This window comes from Bacillus sp. SN1, from assembly GCF_002796895.1.
In the GTDB taxonomy this organism is placed as follows: Bacteria; Bacillota; Bacilli; order Bacillales; family Bacillaceae; genus Bacillus; species Bacillus inaquosorum.
Genome location: NZ_PHIE01000005.1, coordinates 64,859 through 83,619, shown reverse-complemented (window position 1 = coordinate 83,619; position 18,761 = coordinate 64,859). Strand labels below are relative to the sequence as shown.

The 18,761-nt window shown below is 43.9% G+C and carries 13 protein-coding genes; all 13 read right to left on the bottom strand.

What is annotated here, in order from left to right; all coding sequences use genetic code 11:
- Positions 1–9: 9 nt before the first annotated feature.
- The 13 genes from CVV77_RS16950 to pcrB all read right to left on the bottom strand — a co-directional run bounded on the left by CVV77_RS16950 (position 10) and on the right by pcrB (position 18,639).
- Positions 10–1,152: an acyl-CoA dehydrogenase family protein gene (locus CVV77_RS16950; RefSeq protein WP_100275987.1), complete on the bottom strand. Its 1,143-nt coding sequence runs from the start codon at positions 1,150–1,152 to the stop codon at positions 10–12.
- Positions 1,139–1,408, bottom strand: a complete 270-nt coding sequence (locus CVV77_RS16945; RefSeq protein WP_003240117.1) for an acyl carrier protein — start codon at positions 1,406–1,408, stop codon at positions 1,139–1,141. Before CVV77_RS16945 ends, CVV77_RS16950 begins: the two co-directional genes overlap by 14 nt.
- A gap of 25 nt (positions 1,409–1,433) precedes the next feature.
- Positions 1,434–2,495, bottom strand: coding sequence for an HAD-IIIC family phosphatase (locus tag CVV77_RS16940; RefSeq protein WP_019257686.1), 1,062 nt, complete (start codon positions 2,493–2,495; stop codon positions 1,434–1,436).
- 15 nt (positions 2,496–2,510) lie between these two features.
- Positions 2,511–3,365: a 3-hydroxyacyl-CoA dehydrogenase family protein gene (locus CVV77_RS16935; protein WP_003240121.1), complete on the bottom strand. Its 855-nt coding sequence runs from the start codon at positions 3,363–3,365 to the stop codon at positions 2,511–2,513.
- 1 nt (position 3,366) lies between these two features.
- Positions 3,367–4,068 (bottom strand): thioesterase II family protein, encoded by a 702-nt coding sequence (locus tag CVV77_RS16930; protein ID WP_100275986.1) that lies wholly within the window; start codon positions 4,066–4,068, stop codon positions 3,367–3,369.
- Positions 4,065–5,048, bottom strand: coding sequence for a cysteine peptidase family C39 domain-containing protein (locus tag CVV77_RS16925; protein WP_100275985.1), 984 nt, complete (start codon positions 5,046–5,048; stop codon positions 4,065–4,067). The genes CVV77_RS16930 and CVV77_RS16925 overlap by 4 nt, the downstream gene beginning before the upstream one ends.
- Positions 5,038–6,543 (bottom strand): serine hydrolase domain-containing protein, encoded by a 1,506-nt coding sequence (locus tag CVV77_RS16920; RefSeq protein WP_100275984.1) that lies wholly within the window; start codon positions 6,541–6,543, stop codon positions 5,038–5,040. Before CVV77_RS16920 ends, CVV77_RS16925 begins: the two co-directional genes overlap by 11 nt.
- Positions 6,540–11,036 (bottom strand): non-ribosomal peptide synthetase, encoded by a 4,497-nt coding sequence (locus tag CVV77_RS16915; protein WP_100275983.1) that lies wholly within the window; start codon positions 11,034–11,036, stop codon positions 6,540–6,542. The genes CVV77_RS16920 and CVV77_RS16915 overlap by 4 nt, the downstream gene beginning before the upstream one ends.
- Before the next feature lie 81 nt (positions 11,037–11,117).
- Positions 11,118–12,311, bottom strand: a complete 1,194-nt coding sequence (locus CVV77_RS16910) for an MFS transporter (protein ID WP_003240131.1) — start codon at positions 12,309–12,311, stop codon at positions 11,118–11,120.
- A gap of 124 nt (positions 12,312–12,435) precedes the next feature.
- A complete protein-coding gene (locus CVV77_RS16905) occupies positions 12,436–13,626 on the bottom strand; it encodes a CamS family sex pheromone protein (protein ID WP_003240132.1) in 1,191 nt (396 codons plus the stop codon).
- A 15-nt stretch (positions 13,627–13,641) separates the two neighbouring features.
- A complete protein-coding gene (gene ligA, locus CVV77_RS16900; RefSeq protein WP_100275982.1) occupies positions 13,642–15,648 on the bottom strand; it encodes an NAD-dependent DNA ligase LigA in 2,007 nt (668 codons plus the stop codon).
- A 23-nt stretch (positions 15,649–15,671) separates the two neighbouring features.
- Positions 15,672–17,891: a DNA helicase PcrA gene (pcrA, locus tag CVV77_RS16895; protein ID WP_100275981.1), complete on the bottom strand. Its 2,220-nt coding sequence runs from the start codon at positions 17,889–17,891 to the stop codon at positions 15,672–15,674.
- A 61-nt stretch (positions 17,892–17,952) separates the two neighbouring features.
- The gene (pcrB, locus tag CVV77_RS16890) at positions 17,953–18,639 is read right to left on the bottom strand and encodes a heptaprenylglyceryl phosphate synthase (RefSeq protein ID WP_003240137.1); all 687 of its coding nucleotides are present in this window, start codon (positions 18,637–18,639) and stop codon (positions 17,953–17,955) included.
- Positions 18,640–18,761: the final 122 nt, after the last annotated feature.

Genomic DNA, 18,761 nt, shown 5'->3' with positions numbered 1-18,761 from the left:
ATCCTCTGCCTATATATGTTTGACAAAATATCGTCTCAATCCATAATTCGCTATAACTTGCTGCTGAATTTGAGATGTTCCTTCAATGATCTCCAATACTTTGGCTTCTCTGTACAGGCGGGCAGCTGAATGATCTCTGCTGAAGCCGCTTCCTCCATGGATCTGCACATTTGAATTGGTAATCTCAACAGCAACCTTTGAAGTGAAATATTTCGCGATAGACGTTTCCGTCACGGCCTCTGGATCTTGTTTCATCCGCATTTCGCCGGCTTTCATACATAAGGCGCGGGCTGCATGCAGCTGTGTTACGGCATCACCGATCATTCCTTTAATCATTTGATGTTTGTAGAGCTTCTCTCCAAATTGGCTTCTCTTCCGTGAGTATGTTACTAAAGAATCGACGGCTTCCTGTGCAATCGCCAATCCGGCCCATGCTACACTGTATCTGCCATGATCCAAAGCCAAGTTAACGATGTAATTAAAACCGCCCCCGATTGGCCCTAATATCTGGTCATCAGAAACCTCAACGCTGTCAAACTCTATTTCGGCAAGATAAGAAGCTCTATTGGCCATCATGCCTTCCATTTTTTTTACCGTTACGCCGCTCTGGCGGCTGTCTACAATAAAGGCTGTAACCACTTCTCCATCACGGGCTATAACCAGAAAAAAGTCAGCAATGGCGCCAAAGGAAATCCATTTTTTTCTGCCGTTGATGACATAGCAGCTTCCGTTTTTTGTATACGATGTTTCAATGTGGTTTGCGTCTGAACCAATGTTTGGTTCAGACAATGCAAACGCTCCGATTTTCTCTCCTTTTCCGATGGGGACAAGCCATTCTTCTTTTTGGCGCTCAGTACCGTACCGCAGCAGAGATTCACCGACTAACGAATTCACAGTCAAAAGGGTTCGAATATTACAGCACGCTTTACCTGCTTGTTCAGTAAACAAACCGTACTCGACAGGGTTCAATCCCAATCCGTGATAGACCTCCGGAATACCCGCAGCAAAATAAGATTTGCTCCCTAACTCTTTTATTAATTCTGCCGGGATGCATTCCTTCTCATCAAACTCGCCTGCAAAAGGTCTGATTTTTCCGTCACAGTAACCCCGGAAATCTTGAATGATGTCGGCTTTCATCTCAGCTGTTTTCATTAGCAAGCGCTCCGTTCTGTTTCTTTTCAATTAGGCTGACGATTCGGTTTACTGTGCTGAAGTTAGCAATATCTAAATCTTCGTTATCAAGCTGAAACCCAAAGTTTTGCTCAAGAAATGTTACAAGCTTCATCGCAAATAAAGAATTCACAAATCCCATTTCAAAAATGTGATCATCATTGGTTAATTCGATTTCATCGTCAAAGACCACCAAATTTTGTTCAATATATTCTCTAATTTGTTCATGAAGATTCATCTATTTGCTCTCCCCGCTATTTAGATTAATTGCTGCTTCCCGCAACAGGTGATTGGCTGAATTCCGTTTTGACCTCGACATACGCAGGATACGGCTGAATCCGGCTCAGGTCATTTTCAAATAAAATGAAGCCGTCCGGGCCCTTCGTATGTTCTTTGAAATTGGCAAATTTATATGTGATATACATGACTCTGTTCCGATCTGTTTGTTTAAAATCAGCAAACAGTTTTTTCCCTTTTTGTTTCGCTTCATTTAAAATAGCTGTCAGTAAAATCGTACCGACACCGCGGGACATAACCCGGCATGACATTAAAAGAAGATTAATATGCCATTCATCTCCCTTTTCTTCTATTAAAGAGAGTCCGATCTTTCCATAGGATCCGTACTTGTCCTCAAGCTCGCAGACTAGCAGCATATGAGAATCTGACTTTCGGAAATAATTTAATTCCTGATAATCGTATGTTTTTCCGCTTGCATTCAGCTGGTTTGTACGCACCGTAAGCTCTTCTGCCCGCTGCAAGTCGCTTTCTTGCGCATGGCTGATCGTAAACTTCATATTCAGAGTGGCAAGAAATTGTTCGGACGGTCCTTCAAACTGCTCTTCGTCCTCTTTTCTGCGGTCATCCTCCAGATACATCTGCCGGCGTCTTTTGGCATCCTCCGTTACAAATGCAGGCTTCAGCAAAGGATCGACGATTAGATCCTTATACCGAACGGCATCCCAGCACGAAATCTCCGGATGGGCATTTTTCACTTCTTCCCTTTCAAACGCTTGGTCGTCAATAAAGAGAAGCGTATCCTTATGGATATTGAGGTTTTTGCTGATTTTTTCCAAAGAAACCGATTTGGCATTCCAGCTGATTTCCGGATATAAAAAGAAATGGTCAATTCCAAATTCCTTTAATTTTTCCATAACAGCAGCTTCGTCATTTCTGCTTGCGACAGACAGCAATATGCCGCGTTCATCAAGCTCAGTCAAAATTTCTTTGATATTGTCCTTCAGCTTTACATCATCAGATTCAAGCAGAATACCATCCCATAGCGTATGATCTAAATCCCAGACAACACACTTAACTCCCTTTTTCAATGGTCTGCTCCTCCTTTAACTGTATTGAAAGAATCCTTGTCCTGACTTTCTCCCTAGCTTTCCTGCGTCTACCATTTTCACGAGCAGCGGACATGGCCTGAATTTTGAATCTTTGTAGCTTTCATATAGAACCAGCAAGGAGTTAAGGATCGTATCAAGACCAATTAAATCCGCAGTCGCGAGCGGACCCATTTTATGCCCAAACCCGCCGCGGAAGATTTTATCCACATTGGCTGGTGTCGCCACTTGATCTTGAACCGTCCAAATGCTTTCATTAATGGTCAGCATTAACACACGATTTGACACAAAGCCAGGCAAATCATGAACAACGACAGGGTTTTTGTCGAAAGATTTCAAAAACTCCACGGTTGCATTGACAGTCTCATCAGTGGTGGCATCGCCCCGAATCACCTCTACAAGTTCTTTCAGAGGAACAGGATTCATGAAATGCGCTCCAATTACCTTTTCAGGACGATGCATCAGTGAACCGACCTTCGTAATTGAGATACAGCTTGTATTTACAAGGTAGATGGTATCCTCGCGGCAGATATCCTTTAGTTGTAAATACACTTGTCTTTTTATCTCCCAATCTTCTGTTACGTTTTCAATGATGATATCAGCCGGCTCCACATTGTGCGGCTCAGTCGTGAATTGAATGTTATCAAGCACATCTTCAAGTGACATGCTGAACTTTTCTTTCCGCATCAGTTGAACAAGCCTGAATGTCTTTTTAATATTTTCCTCTGCGGCTTTCAGTTTTTCATCACTGATATCCAGCAAAATCACTTGATACCCATTCGCAGATAAATCAAGAGCCATATCGGCCCCCATGACGCCTCCTCCGATAACACCGGCAGTTCTGAAATCCATTTCATACCACTCCTGTCTGATTCAAAATATGATTGATTTTAGCTGTCACTTCTTCTACCTTCTGATTAATGAAAAAATGATCTCCTTCAAATTCGTAAAATCTGCATGTCTGATCGGTGTACTGATTCCAATCAGATAAATCAAACAGCACTGACGGCAGATCACGTTTTCCGTAAAAAACCGAAATATCGCAGGATAAAGGAGCAACAGCTGTATTCCTGTATGTTTCCAGCAACTCAAAGTCAGCTCTTAAAATAGGAAGGAAAAAGTCAAGCACCTGCTCATTTTTGCTGAATTCTTCCGGTACACCCCCCATCTCAATAATCGCTTGTTTTAAAGCGGAATTTGAAAGCTGATGAAGCACTTTCTTTTCCGGGATATGAGGCGGGAAACGCCCGGAAAAGAACATATGGATCGGCTGTTTATTTTCCATGGTTAATTTCTTTTGCAATTCGTATGCAAGCAGCGATCCCATGCTGTGTCCAAAAATGGCATAATCCGAATCATCCAAATGGGATTTTGCTTGCTCAAAAAGATCTTCCGTCACGGATCCTGCATGATTCAGCAATGGCTCAGACATTCTCGTTCCATGTCCCGGAAGCTCTAAGGCCACCAGTTCAACTGATGCATCAAGAAATCTTTTCCACCCGCTGAAGATGGTGCTCGAACCCCCGGCATACGGCAGACAGAATAATTTGATCATTTGACCCTCTCCTCTTTACCAATATCCTTCAGGCATTCAATATGGGCTGCTTCAAGTTCCAGCACTTTTTTCAGTGAATCTTTGATCCGGTCTTCATAACCAGAAGAAGATCCTCCCGAAAAATAAAGCTTAGCCGCAAGATGCCGCGCTGCTTCCCACTCATCAATAATGTCAGACGTCACAGCGGCAAGCTGTTCAAACGCCGGAAGAAATGCGAGGCGGTATTGCTCTGTTTTTTTTACATTTAAAATCCCATTAAATGAATGAAGGAGCTTTTCGCTGTCTCTTATGCTATGAAATTGCTCAGTAAACCGGCTGAAGGGCGCCAAACCGGATAACATCCGATCTACATGCTCGGTGATGTTATGAACAAAGAAAGCAGCCGCATCCTTGAAAATGCTTTGCCCTGAGCGATCCCTGCCCGGATCATAAGAAAAGGAGGCATAAGAATGAAAAGCGGCAGGAGGCTGAAAATAACTGTGAAAGCCTTGATAGGCTTTGGCCAAATGCTGATATGAAATATGTCTGGCTTCATATGACAAGTTATCGGGATAACGGTTTTCAATGGCAAGAACAGTCTGATCTACGTCATGAAAGCCATAAATCAGTATGCTGTTCCGGCTATGCTTAGACATATATTCCTGTCTATAAGGCTGCGCATATGTATCCAACCAAATGATGACGGGTTTATTTTTAAGAACATCCCGTTTCACATCATCTATGAGACTGCTGCTCACCGATTGCTTATCCGCGCTTATTCCCTGCTGATTCATGACATACTCAGGATCATAAACTTCAGTCCGATTAATCATTGGATAACCGTCTTCATCCAATTGATACGAATATATGTCATTTAAAAGATAAGGATAGATTTCTTGCTTAAACGAGCGAACCACTGAAAAATAACAGTTAAAAAAACAGCTGCGATAAAATAGGTCGTTAAACGGCTGAATATCAGGGATGGATGTTTCACATTTCATGCGTCTCACTCCTTCTTGCGGCACGGTGATTGAAAAAACAAGCGGTTAAACCGAATATACAGGAGGCAAGGAGCAGCATATAATAAACCGCCGCCAAATAAAGGAGAGAACCGGGCCCCCAAATAAATATCATGCTCCAAGGCAAGCCATTAAAGGCGAAGACTGAAATGAGCTTAGGCGCCACTATTCCGGCTGCGAGCAAAATCCCCCAAAGCAGCGCCTTTATTCTTGTTCGCTGCTGAGCGGGAACATTTTTCGATTTTACGCCTTTTAGAAAAATATAAATTCTCCACAGCAGAACAATAAGCAATAAACTGAATAAAACCAGCATGGCAGCCGCAGCTTTATCAATGACCTGGAACGGATCAGTGACAGAACCGTCCTGTTTTTGATTTGGATCGGCAATTACTTGTAACACAGAACGAGCGATTTTCTCAGGGTACGCGCTGTTCATATTGGCCAAAACCCCTACAGCCGCATTATCGTCAGGGCTGACGATAATAAACGAAGAAAAGTTAGGGTTGGAGCCGGCATGGAACACTTCTTTGACTCTGCCCTTTTTTTCAAAAATTGACCATCCCGCACCATAATACACGCCCGGCTCGTCGGTTTTTACGCTTTTATCGGGCAGGTGACTCTGCTCAATCAAGCGGCTTATATCACCGTCACTTTGATTCAGCTGAAATCGAAGCCATTTGGATACATCCTCTGCGTTCGTGATAATATATCCGGCAGGCGTGTTCCCCCTATACTCAGGCGCTTTATAGGCTCTGGCTTTTAAAAATCCAATTTTAAAACCTGATGATACACCGCCGGCATGTCCAGCGTGCCGCCCAGCATACGTGTTTGACATATCTAACTGCTTAAAAACGTGCTCAGCCATATATTGCTCGTACGGCTGGCCTGATGCCTGTTCAATGATATATCCCAGCACATCATAATTGATTGTGGCATATTCAAATGTGCTTCCCGGCTTATGACTAAGTTCAACTCCCTTTAATCCCTTCGCCGTTTTCTCCAAAGCATCTTCCTTTGAATCAACTTTGATATCCGCTATCGATAAAAAAGGAATTCCGCTTGTATGATGCAGCAGCTGTTGAATGGTGATATCTGTTTTCTTTCCGTTGTAAACTGCATAAAATCCGCTGATATACCGGCTGACAGGGTCATTTAGACTGATTGCCCCCGAACGTACAAGCTTAAGCACACCCAGTGCAGTAAACGCTTTAGAGGTTGAGCCCATCTCAAACAATGTCGAGGCGGTTACAGGGCGGCTATGCCTTTCGCCGGCATAACCAAACCCCTTTTCGTATACCACATCATTTCCTTTTACCACTGTCAATGAGATCCCCGGTATTCCGCTTTCCTTCATCTGCTTTTCGATCAGAGCGTCAATGCGCTTATCAACTGGCGTCTGAGCGCTTGCCTGTCCGCCACCCCAGATTTGAATTGACAAGATACAAAGACATAAAACCAGCCATACGTTTCTCATCATTTGAACAAGGAATCCAATTCTTCAATAGATAATGAGGCGGTTTCGAAATCTGATGGCGTATATTCAACAGACTCTTGTTTACAGCAATGTTCAGTCAGCTCCTTCAGCTGTACAAAAAATTCATCTAAAAGCTGTTCCATATCCTCTGTCTGATAAAGATCGCTGCAAATTAAATCCAACGTTAGCTGTCCGTCATAGATTCCCGCAGTCAAATCAAGACTGACTGTCAGATCATTTTCAGGTGATGACTCGGCGCCTGAATTTAAATAAGTCATGCGGTATTCTGATTTGTCTGCTAAAAAACGGTCAACTTCTCCCAGATAATTAAAGCGCAGCTCAGGCTTCCTGTGATCCGGCATTCGTTTACTCAAATAGGTGAGAGCGCCGTAGCCAATACCCTTATTGGGGATATTCCGCAGGTTTTCTTTCACTGAACGGATTTGCGCCGGCAGATCAGCCTCTGCCTGAAACACGGCGGGATACATTGCTGTAAACCACCCAAACGTTCTTGAAAAATCTAAGTCTTCCTTTAATGGCTCTCTTCCGTGACCTTCCAATTCCAAGGAAATAACCTCTTTGCCTGTGCAATGATGGCAAGCCCGGATTAACGCAGTGATAAGCAAATCATTTGTTTGGGTTTGATACGCCTCATTTGCTTCACTGAGCAGTTTTTGAGTCATCTGGCTGCTCAAAGACCGTTTCAGTTTTATACTATTTTCAACCTTGGAATTTTCCGGACAAAGCCCATAGAGCGGCTCAATCTTTTTCACTTTTTCATTCCAATAGCTGCATTCTTCTTCCGCCTCACGCGAATAAGCATATTCATGGATTGAATTTGAAAATTCCTGATAAGAATGTGTCTTTAAAGGGATTCTCTTCTCTTCCTTCTTATCTATTGAATGTAAAAGAGCAAGAAAATCATCAATCAGGATTTGCCATGATACACCGTCCGCGATCAGGTGATGGGCTGTAAATAACAAATGCGTTTTTTCGTTTGCTTTGATCACACCGGTTTTAAAAAGCACTCCATTGTATAAGTCCGTGCTTTCTCTCATTTCCTGCCCGATCACCTCTATTTGTTTGGTTTGCTCTTCCTCGGAAAGATTAGACAGATCATGGTATTCGATATAAGGTTCGATATTTGTATTGTGATAGACTAAGGTATTCGTTTCTTTTTCTACATTCATTCGCAAGCTGTCGTGATGATTGATCAAAAGAGACAGAACCGCCTTTACATCTTTAAGGTGAACCTCTTTTTCAGCAGTTAGCATAACCGATTGATGCCAGAAATGAGCACACTTTAAATCCAAAGACCAGAACCATTGGGTAATCGGCGTGCCCATCACTCTGCCTTCTGCTTGTTGTTGAGAAATTGCAGGCGATTGTTTGCTAGTCACAGCACTGACAAGTTCTCTAAATACGGGATAAGTCATAATATCCTGAGTCTTGATAAAAAGACCTTTTTCTTTCATTTTCGAAACGAATTGAATGGCTTTGATAGAATCTCCGCCAAGCTGATAAAAATGATCCTCTGGGCAAATATCAGTCTGGCCGAGTATCTCCTTCGCGGTTTCCAAAAGAACCGCCTCTATTTCCTTCTGCTCTTCATTTAACAATCCGTAATCTGTCTGTTCTTGATACAGTAAAGGGTCAGGAAGCGCTTCTTTGTCTGTTTTTCCATTTTGCGTAAGCGGAATATGATCCATCTTGATAAAGTAGGCCGGAACCATAAAAACGGGCAGTTTGCCAGAAAGCTTTTTCCTAAGCTCCAGCACTGGCGTAGGTGCAGAGCTCACTACATATGCCGCCAATTGCTTTCTGCCCTGTGAATCATCAAAATCAATGACAACCGCTTCTTCTATTTCCTCGAGAGAAAGCAGGGCTAATTCAATTTCTCCCAGTTCTATACGGTAGCCTTTCAATTTGATTTGATGGTCTTTACGCCCTGCATATTCAAGCAATCCATTATTCATTCTTTTCGCCAGATCGCCTGTCTTATACATTTTTCTGCCCTTCATGAAAGGGTTATCCAGAAAACGCTCGGTTTGCAAATCCGGACGCTTCCAATATCCTCTGGCGACATTATCGCCTGATATATACAGTTCACCTTGAGTTCCCGGCAATACCGGCTGCAGCTGTTCATCTAATAAATAAAGCTCTGTATTCTGCAGCGGAACCCCAATTGGAACCGAAGCTTGCTGATCCTGTTCTCGGTCATATTTGTGGATCATACACCCAACAGTCGCTTCTGTCGGCCCGTATTCATTAAAGATCTCGATGCGGTGATCTGATGCTTCTGTTATTTGGCGTGCTAAAGAAACAGACAGCTGCTCTCCGCCAACGATCATTCTTTTTATAGAGGAATCTTTTAAGTTTGCATCTTTCAGCAACGCTAAATGTGCTGGTGTCAGCTTGATGACAGCTGTTTTCATTTCTTTTACGATTTGATGAAGTATAAATTCCGGGATATCTTCTTGTCTGTAAATGACAATCTTATTTCCTGTCACTAATGGGGTGTAAATGGATGTAACGGTTAAATCAAAAGCTATGGATGAGTACAGCGCAAAGCTGTCCTCTTGGGAAGAAGTATAATTCTGAGAGGCTGATGTAATGTAGTTCACAAGGCTTTGATGTTCGATCATCACGCCTTTCGGCTGCCCTGTTGATCCAGAAGTGTAAATCATATATGCGATGTCGGAAGGATCGTTCCTGATGTCTAACTGTCCCGTATCTAAATCATTAAACATGGTGCAGTCAATACTGATTTGTTTTACGTGCCTTGGCAAACGGCAGTCTATTTTAAAAAGAGGGTCTGTAATAAAAAACGCCGCTTCACTATTTTCTAAAATATACTTGATTCGTTCCGCGGGATACTCGGGGTCGATCGGCACATAAGCGCCGCCTGCTTTTAAAATGCCCAGTAAAACAGCAATCAACTCCGGTGAGTGTTTCATGCTCACGGCAACAAAATCACCGCGGCTTATTCCTTTATGTATAAGGCAGCGAGCAATTTGGTTCGAGCGTTCATCCAGTTCTTGATAAGAAACATGTCTCTCGCCATCCTCTATCGCTGTGCGAAACGGATGCTGCAAGGCTGTTGCTTGAATTAATTGATTGATTGTCTGCTCTTTCGGATAGTCGGCCTGCGTCTGATTCCACTTAAATATCTCGTCCCTTTTTTCTTGTTCAGTTAATATAGACAAATGTCTGAATTGAATGTCTGGATCCTCGATAAGCAATAAAATCAGGCGGAGTAAACGGTCTTTCAATTGCTGAATTTCCGCTTCACTGTAATCCGCAACCTTGTAGTCGAACTGCAATTCGATTGCTCCGCCTTCGTCCCATTCTTTAACCGCAATTTGAAGGGAATAAGGCTGTGATCCGTTATATAATTCATCATATTCGACATGGCATCCATCTATATCAGAAGCAAGATCGGTGTTGTATGAATTGATATACATTTGGAAGAGCTGGTCGTATCCCTGTTTTGCCAGCTGTAATTCCTTTATCAGTTCGTCATAGGGGTACCGTTGGTGGAGAAAGTATTTCAGGTAGTCTGAATTGACTTCTTGTAAAAAGTCTGAAAAACGCTGGTCCAGGTCTGTTTTCTTTCTGAACGGCATCGTACTGACAGTCATCCCCGCCGTGCTTTTTTCCTTCTTTCCAGACCTGTTTAGTACCGGCGTGCCGATAATGAAATCATTCTCTCCCGTTGCTTTGCTTAAATACCAAAACAGCGATGCGGTAAACAATGCGTTTAACGAAGAGCCTTGCTTTTGAATAAATTCATAAACGGCAGCAGAATGTTCTTGGTCAAGTTTAAATCGTTTGCGTTTTCCCGCAATGTTCGCTGAACTTTTTGACAAGAAGCTGTCCGGCAAATGAGAAAATTCCTCTTTCCAAAATGCGGCATCTTTTTGATATCGCGGCGAAGAAAGGTATTTTTTCTCTTTTTCTATGAGAATCGAATAGTCGTCAGCGGCTTCTTCAGGCAGTTCTCCATTTGCCAGAAGCATGTACAGATCCTTAATCTTATCAATGATGATTTTCATAGACCAGCCGTCAGCAACAATATGATGGCATTTGATTAAATACCCGCAGGTTGCTTCATCTGTTTGGAAAACATAAAATTGAACAAGCGCGCCATCATATAAAGAGAAAGGTATTTTAAATTCCCGTTCGGCCCAATCTAGCATTCTTTCATATGGATGGTCTGCTGAAGTAAAATCGACTGATGGCACACGGGCCTGCGCTTTTTCGTCTATGTATTGAAGAACTGATCCTTCCTGCTTCATGAGCCGTATTCTGAGGGACTCTGTCTGTCTGATACAATGCTGAATGGCTTTTTTTAACGTCTCAAGATGAAGTTTTCCATTGATTTGGATAAGGCCGCCAATATGATTAATAGCTGTTTCTGGGTATAAATTTTCGATATTTAATATCCTTTTTTGATGATGAGAAAGAGGAAATAAATTCAAGTTACCATTCAACATATCCACCTCTTTACAAGTAGTATTTTACATCACCAATTTAAACACACAACAAATAATTTGTAAATATTTATAAAACATTGTCTATATTTGTTCATTTTTTAGTTTTAAAGATAAAAGCGCTGAAACGGTAAAAATGATAAAATTCAAGAAAAATACATATTGAACACCCAGCCAATCAGTAAGGCTGCTCATAATTAAGATCGATGCGCCGTATACAAATGTACTTATTGTATGCTGAGCCGATAGTATTTTCGGAAGCAAAGTTTCGTTTATGCTCTCCTGTACATAAGTTCTGATCGCAATTCCCCGGAGCTGAAATGAAGGTCCTAAAATAAAGACAAAAAGCAGCGATGCCAACGCATACTTGTTAAGCGCAAGGCATAGTGTGCAAGCACCGATGGCAAGTGATGTCCATAAAATCATCGAGAACAGTTTTCCATTCATTATTTTTGAAAGTTTCCAAACGATTAAACCGCCTGTAATGGTGCCGGCGAAATAGCTTGCGTTAATAAACCCCCACCATGTTTCGTTTTGATGCAGCACTTCATCGACATAAACAAGGATAATGGCTCCTGTCCAAATACTTCTGCCGAACATGGATAAAAGCTCAAGAACAGTCAGCATTCTGATAACAGGCATTTGATAAATTGCTTTCCACCCTGAGGAAATTTTATCCATAAAGGACTCGTTTTCTTCCTTTTCGGCATCTCCTTTTCCCGCATCCTTGACAAAAAATAAAGATACTGTAGAGGTGCCATAAAGCGCAAAAGTCAACAATAGAAGCAATTGCGGCCCGAGCCATTTGATCAAAATACCGCCGAGCAGCCATCCGAGCAGGAGCACGATTTGATCAGAGGTCAGCACCAGGCTGTTTGCTTTCAACAACATGGATTTTGGAACAAAACGGGGAATCATTGAATTTCTGACCGGAATAGTTCCTCCATCTAACAGCGACATTAAAAATACGATAAAGAAAAAAATAAAAATAGATTTAAAATCTATCATAAATATGAGAAGCAACAAAGATAACAGAATGGTTTGCGTTAACTGTAAAAAAATCAAAATGTGCTTTAATCTGTATTTATGAATAAAAACCGGTATAAATACTGCGCTTAATGACTGACCCACGAACTGCATCATGGCTACCAGCGAAGCCAAAAAGGCCGAATCTGTGACTTGATACGTAAACAGGGTCAGTACCAGCACGTATAAAGAATCTCCTAAATTCGCAATTGACTGGCCCGCCCATATGAAATAAAAGGATTTATTTTTCATAATTTCAACCCTTTTCTATTTTTAGAACATCATAACATAAATAAATACCCTCTCCAATGCTACTTAACCTTCAAAAAAACGCAAAAAACCCCTGCGCCGCAGCGGCACAAGGGGTCATCCAATATTAGTCATAAATGTGAACAGTCGGCTCTTTATCTCCCGCATTGCGGATAATAACCGCTTCCTGTCCGTCTGAGGATGTGATATTGACTTCGACATCAACTGAGCTCTTGGAGTAGTAATCCATCACTTCACCCGTTAAGAACTGGGTAAACGCAACGACTTCACTTTTTCCGTAGAATTGCATTGGAATATCAATCTTCATTTTCGTCATTTCATCTTTTTCATACAGGGCAGTCCCTACAACGCCTGTGTAGTTCGGGAAATATTCTTCAATTGAGTTTTTGAACCGTTTAAAGACCTCGGTGTCATCCGGGTATTTTTCTGCTGTGGTTGTATCCGCCGGATAGAATACATATTTTTCGTTTATGTCATCCCAGTTTGAGATATCCGTGGAGCCTGCTTTGACTTCTGTTTTGGCAATGAAGTTCCCCGGCACAATCGAAGTTTTTGACGCCTGCTTGTAGAGCGCGACGGTAATCGGCACATTCTTCAGATTATCTTTTTTACGGAGGCGGTTAATGACCTCTTGTGCGATTTTTTCACCCTGCTCGCGAAGCGTGCTTTCTTTAATCTCCACTTCTTTTTGAGGGTCGCCTGTTTTTTCACGATAGTAATACACGGAGTTTAACGCCAGTCCGATCATCACGCCGCCAAGCTGGATGGAATTCTTGTCTTTTCTGACTAAATAATCGTGCTCCAGCATGGACGCTAAATAAACCGGGCTGCTTTCGTTCTTTTCTTCTGTTGAACCGGAGCTCGGAAGCGCTGGGTTCAAGCCTTCATTTTTGAAGTTTTTATCTTCTTTTTGGGCTTTTTTCAGATCAGAGCCTGTTTTTTTCCGTGCCAGCCAGCTTAATACTGTATCTTCATCTAAATATTGCCCTTCTTGGAACAGATAATCGTCAGTAGAGAAAGAATCTTGGGCAAGACGCATCAGCCCTGTTTCAAACTCATCAATGTCCAGTCTTGTATTCAGCTGTTCCGTCGTCAAGCCGCGCGCTTTTCCCGCCTTAAACGGCAGCACCATTTTGTAATAGGAGTCAGAGATATTATATTTCGGGACAATCGCTTTTTCTGACGATTTCGCCGTCTTTTGTGTGATCTCTTCCTCCTTCTCCCCCCCAAAACCTGACGAGCAGGCAGACAGCATTAATACTGCCGCCGTTGCCGCCATTACCAACGTCTTTTTCAATAGAAAACACTCCTCTTATTTCTTTAGCTCTCCCATTAACTGTTCTTCATTCCATACTTCAATGTTCAGCTCTTGCGCTTTTGTCAGCTTGCTTCCCGCCGCTTCTCCGGCGATGACCAAGTCTGTGTTTTTGCTGACGCTGCCAGTCAGCTTGCCGCCGAGCGCTTCGATTTGCGCTTTGGCATCGTTTCTTGACAGTTGTTCCAGCTTTCCTGTCAGGACAATTGTTTTACCGGCAAAGTAAGAATCGCTGTCCTCTGCTTTTACTTTTTTCGGGCCTTTGTAGAGTGTGTTTACGCCCAGCTCCTGAAGTTCATTCAAGAGTTCAAGCATTTCTTCTTTATGAAAATAGGTGATGACCGCGTCAGCCATTTTTTCACCGATTTCATCTACCGCGAGAAGTTCCTCTTTTGAGGCGTTTTTCAGGTTCTCCAGGCTTTCAAAATGCATGGCGAGCGTCTTTGCAGCCTTTGAACCGATAAAGCGGATGCCGAGTCCGAATAGCAAGCGCTCTAACGAATTTTCTTTTGATTTTTGGATGGAGCTGATCAGGTTTTCTGTGGACTTTTCGCCCATGCGTTCGAGCTGAATGACCTGTTCCTTCGTCAGCTTATACAAATCCGCGACATTGCGGACGAGGTTCTCCCCAAACAGCTGTGTGATCACTCGTTCGCCAAGCCCGTCAATGTTCATGGCATTGCGGGAAACGAAATGGATCAGCCCTTCTCGGATTTGCGCCGGGCATTCCGGGTTAATGCAGCGAAGTGCCACTTCTCCTTCGATACGGACGAGTTCGCTTCCGCATTCAGGACATTCCGTCGGCATGCTGAATTCCTTTTCTTCTCCTGTGCGCTGTTCAATGAGGACATTTACGACTTCCGGAATGATATCGCCCGCTTTTTTGACGACGACCTTATCCAATATCCGAATGTCCTTCTCTTTAATTAAATCTTCGTTATGAAGGGATGCTCTTGAGACCGTTGTGCCGGCAACTTTTACCGGCTCAAGAATCGCAGTCGGCGTAATCACACCCGTTCTGCCGACATTTAATTCGATATCGAGAAGCTTTGTCACGACCTCTTCAGCAGGAAATTTATACGCGATGGCCCAGCGCGGGCTTTTCGCCGTAAAACCAAGCTCTTCCTGCTGATCAAGGGAATCTACCTTAATCACGATGCCGTCAATTTCATACGGAAGGTCAGCGCGCTTAGCCTGAAACTCATCGATCAGCGCAATAACTTCTTCTATGCTGCCGCATTTCTTTCGTTCCTGGTTCGTTTTAAATCCGATTTCGTCGAGAAAATCAAGGCCCTGACTTTGCGTCTCCACACCCATCTCGTCAAGCTCCGCTATACTGTAGACGAAGATATCAAGATTTCGTTTCGCTGCAATTTTCGGATCGAGCTGTCTGAGTGATCCCGCGGCGGCATTTCGCGGATTGGCGAACGGTTCTTCTTCGTTTTTGATCCGTTCCTCATTGAGCGTTTCAAACGAACGCTTTGGCATATACGCCTCGCCGCGCACTTCGATTGACAGATCACGTTTCATTTTGAGCGGAATATTGCGGATCGTCTTCAGGTTCTCCGTAATATCCTCTCCCGTCGTTCCGTCACCCCTTGTGGCCCCTCTGACAAAATAGCCGTCTTCATAACGGAGAGAAACAGCAAGACCGTCTATTTTCAGCTCCACATTATACGCCACATCGTCACCGACGGCCTGGCGCACCCGGCGATCGAAATCACGGAGATCGTCGGCGTTAAAGGCGTTGCCTAAACTGAGCATCGGCGTGCCGTGAGTGACTTTTTGAAACGCTTCAAGCACGGCTCCGCCCACACGCTGCGTAGGAGAGTCAGGCGTTCTGAGGTCTGGGTGCTCCTCCTCGATCGCAATCAGCTCCTGCATCAATTTGTCGTATTCGGCATCAGGGACGCTCGGTTCATCTAAGGTGTAATATTCATAGCTATACTTGTTGATGGTGCGGCGCAGTTCGTCTGCCCGCTGCTTCGCTGTTTCTTTGTCCATCTGCTTCTTCCTTTCCTCTTCAATTACTGCTTTTCAATAGGAGCGAATGCTGCTAACAGGCGTTTCACGCCGACAGGGCTCGGGAAGGCAATATCGAGCTCCGTTCCTTCTCCTTCGCCTTTCACACTGACGACAGTTCCTGTTCCCCATTTTTTATGGCCCGCCTTATCTCCGACTGCCCAGTTTAAGGTGTCGCCGCCTGTTTTGCTGGCGTAGGATACCGGACGTGAAACAGGACCGCGTCTCGGCTGCATTTTTCTTGCAGACGGCGCTCTCGCTTCTTTTTTCTCATTTAGGTTTTCCAATAAATCATCCGGTATTTCAGCAATAAAGCGAGATTCCGGGTTCATATTTGTTCGGCCAAACAAGGTGCGCATTTTAGCATTGGTCAGATAAAGCTCCTGCTCCGCCCTTGTAATCCCAACGTAAGCAAGACGGCGTTCTTCTTCCATTTCCGCTTCCTCCATGAGAGAACGGCTGTGCGGGAAGACGCCTTCTTCAAGCCCCATCAAGAAAACAACCGGGAACTCCAGTCCTTTTGCGGCGTGCAGTGTCATCAGGGTGATTGCATCCTTGCCGCCGGACTCCTCTTCTTTCTGATCAAGCTGATCGATGTCTGCGATCAGCGCCAAATCTGTCAAAAACGCAACGAGTGTCTTGTCTTCACTTTTCTGTTCAAAGTTTTTCGTAACAGACAGGAACTCGTCGATGTTTTCTAAACGGCTTTGGGCTTCGATTGATTTCTCGGCCTTCAGCATTTCTCTGTATTCCGTTTTATCAAGAATTTCTTCTGTCAGCTCTGTAATGGATAAATAATCCTGCATATTGGTCAGGTTCTCAATCATCTGTCTGAAACTGTCGAGCGCGTTGGCTGCCTTGGCGCTGACACCGATAAAATCGACCTGCTGAATCGCTTGGAAAAATGACAAGCCGTTCATCGCCGCATACGAAGCGATCTTTTCAAGTGATGTCGCGCCGACTCCGCGCTTCGGCACATTGACAATGCGCGTGAAACTGATATCGTCATCCGGATTGGATACGAGGCGCAGGTACGCGAGAATGTCTTTAATTTCTTTTCTGTCATAGAACTTTGTGCCGCCGACAATGTTATAGTTCAAGCCTGCTTTGAGAAGCGTTTCCTCAATCACACGCGACTGCGCATTTGTCCGGTACAAAATGGCGATATCCGACAGCTTCCGCTTGCCTGTGCTGTGAAGCTGATGAATTTTACCGGCTACAAACTGTCCTTCGCCGAACTCATTATCTCCACGGTAATAAGAAATTTTGATGCCTTCATCGTTTTCCGTCCACAAATTTTTCGGTTTGCGGTTTGAGTTGTTTTTGATGACCTCGTTAGCCGCGCGCAAAATCCGTTTTGTTGAACGGTAGTTCTGTTCGAGCAAAATCACGCTTGCGTTCGGATAATCTTTTTCAAAGGAAAGAATGTTGGCGATGTCCGCGCCGCGCCATCTGTAGATCGACTGGTCAGAGTCTCCGACAACACAAAGGTTCTGGAAGCGCTCCGCAAGCTGCTTCACGAGCATGTATTGGGCTCTGTTCGTATCCTGATACTCATCGACGTGGATGTACTGGAATTTGCGCTGATAAAATTCAAGCACTTCCGGCACACGGTCAAACAGTTTAATCGTTGTCATAATTAAATCGTCGAAATCGAGCGACTGGTTTTTTAAAAGCTTCTTCTGATAATCAACATACACATCGCTGACCACCTGATCGTAGTAGCCACCGGCAACTTTAGAGAATTCCTCCGGTTCGGTCAATTCGTTTTTCGCACTGCTGATCGTGCCGAGGATGCTTCTTGGGTCAAACTTCTTCGGATCAAGATTGCGCTCCTTCAAAATTCCCTTGATCACTGAAAGCTGGTCAGCCGTATCAAGGATGGAGAAATTGCGGTTGATCCCAATCCGGTCGATATCTCTGCGCAAGATCCGCACGCACATGCTGTGGAATGTTGAAATCCAGATATCGTCCGCACCCGGTCCGAGAATGCTCTCCACACGTTCCTTCATTTCGCGTGCCGCTTTATTTGTAAATGTGATCGCCAGAATATTCCACGGCGCCACATGCTTTTCCGCCATTAAATAAGCGATTCTGTGTGTCAGGACACGCGTCTTTCCGCTTCCCGCTCCCGCCATCAGCAAGAGAGGCCCGTCCGTTGTTTTGACAGCTTCCTGCTGAACAGGGTTTAGTCCGCTTAATAATTGATTGCTAATGTAATTCAAAATTTGTTCACCCGCCTATACAAAACATATGTTCTATCATAAACCAAATCCGTACAATTTACTACTCGCCTTTGACAGCCGCTACTGTTTTCAAAGCCCGGTCAAAATCCTCATACACCGCATTGCCTACAACGATCACGTCGGCATGCTCTGCATATTGCTTTGCCGTTTCCGCATCCTTGATGCCGCCGCCGTAAAACAAGGTGGACGTTTCCAATACAGCCTTCGTTTTCTTCACGGCTTCTATGTCTCCAAGCACGCCGCTGTATTCTAAATAAAAAATCGGAAGATGCAGCAGCTCAGACACACGCGCATAGGCGACAATATCGTCAATACTCAGATCGGCTTGCGCTTCAGTCAATGCCGCGGCTTTGCAATCCGGATTTGCAATGCAGTAGCCTTCCGCCACGATTTCTTCCATAGACATCAGTTCTCCGAATTCCTTCATGGCTCTCTGGTGCATTCCGACAATCCAGTCCGCATTTTTACTATTTAATACACTCGGAATAAAATATAAGTCAAAGCCGGGAACGATCGCTTCAATCGCTGACACCTCAAGGACACACGGCACTAAAAACCGTCTCACCTTAGACATCATCCGCAGGACATTGTCCTCTGTCACACCATCGCTTCCTCCGATTATGACCGCATCCGTTCCTGATTCACAAAGAATCTCCAGCTGTTCATCAGGCAAATCTTTATTTGGATCGAGTTTAAAGACATGCTTCCACTCCGTTACATCGTACACGTCATACGTTCCTCCATTCGTTTGTTACCATTTAAACATTATAACAAATTCACATAGCGCGGAAAAACGGAAAAAGCCGTTAATCTCGTTATTCACTGAAAAAGGTGTTTTGATTCTTTTTT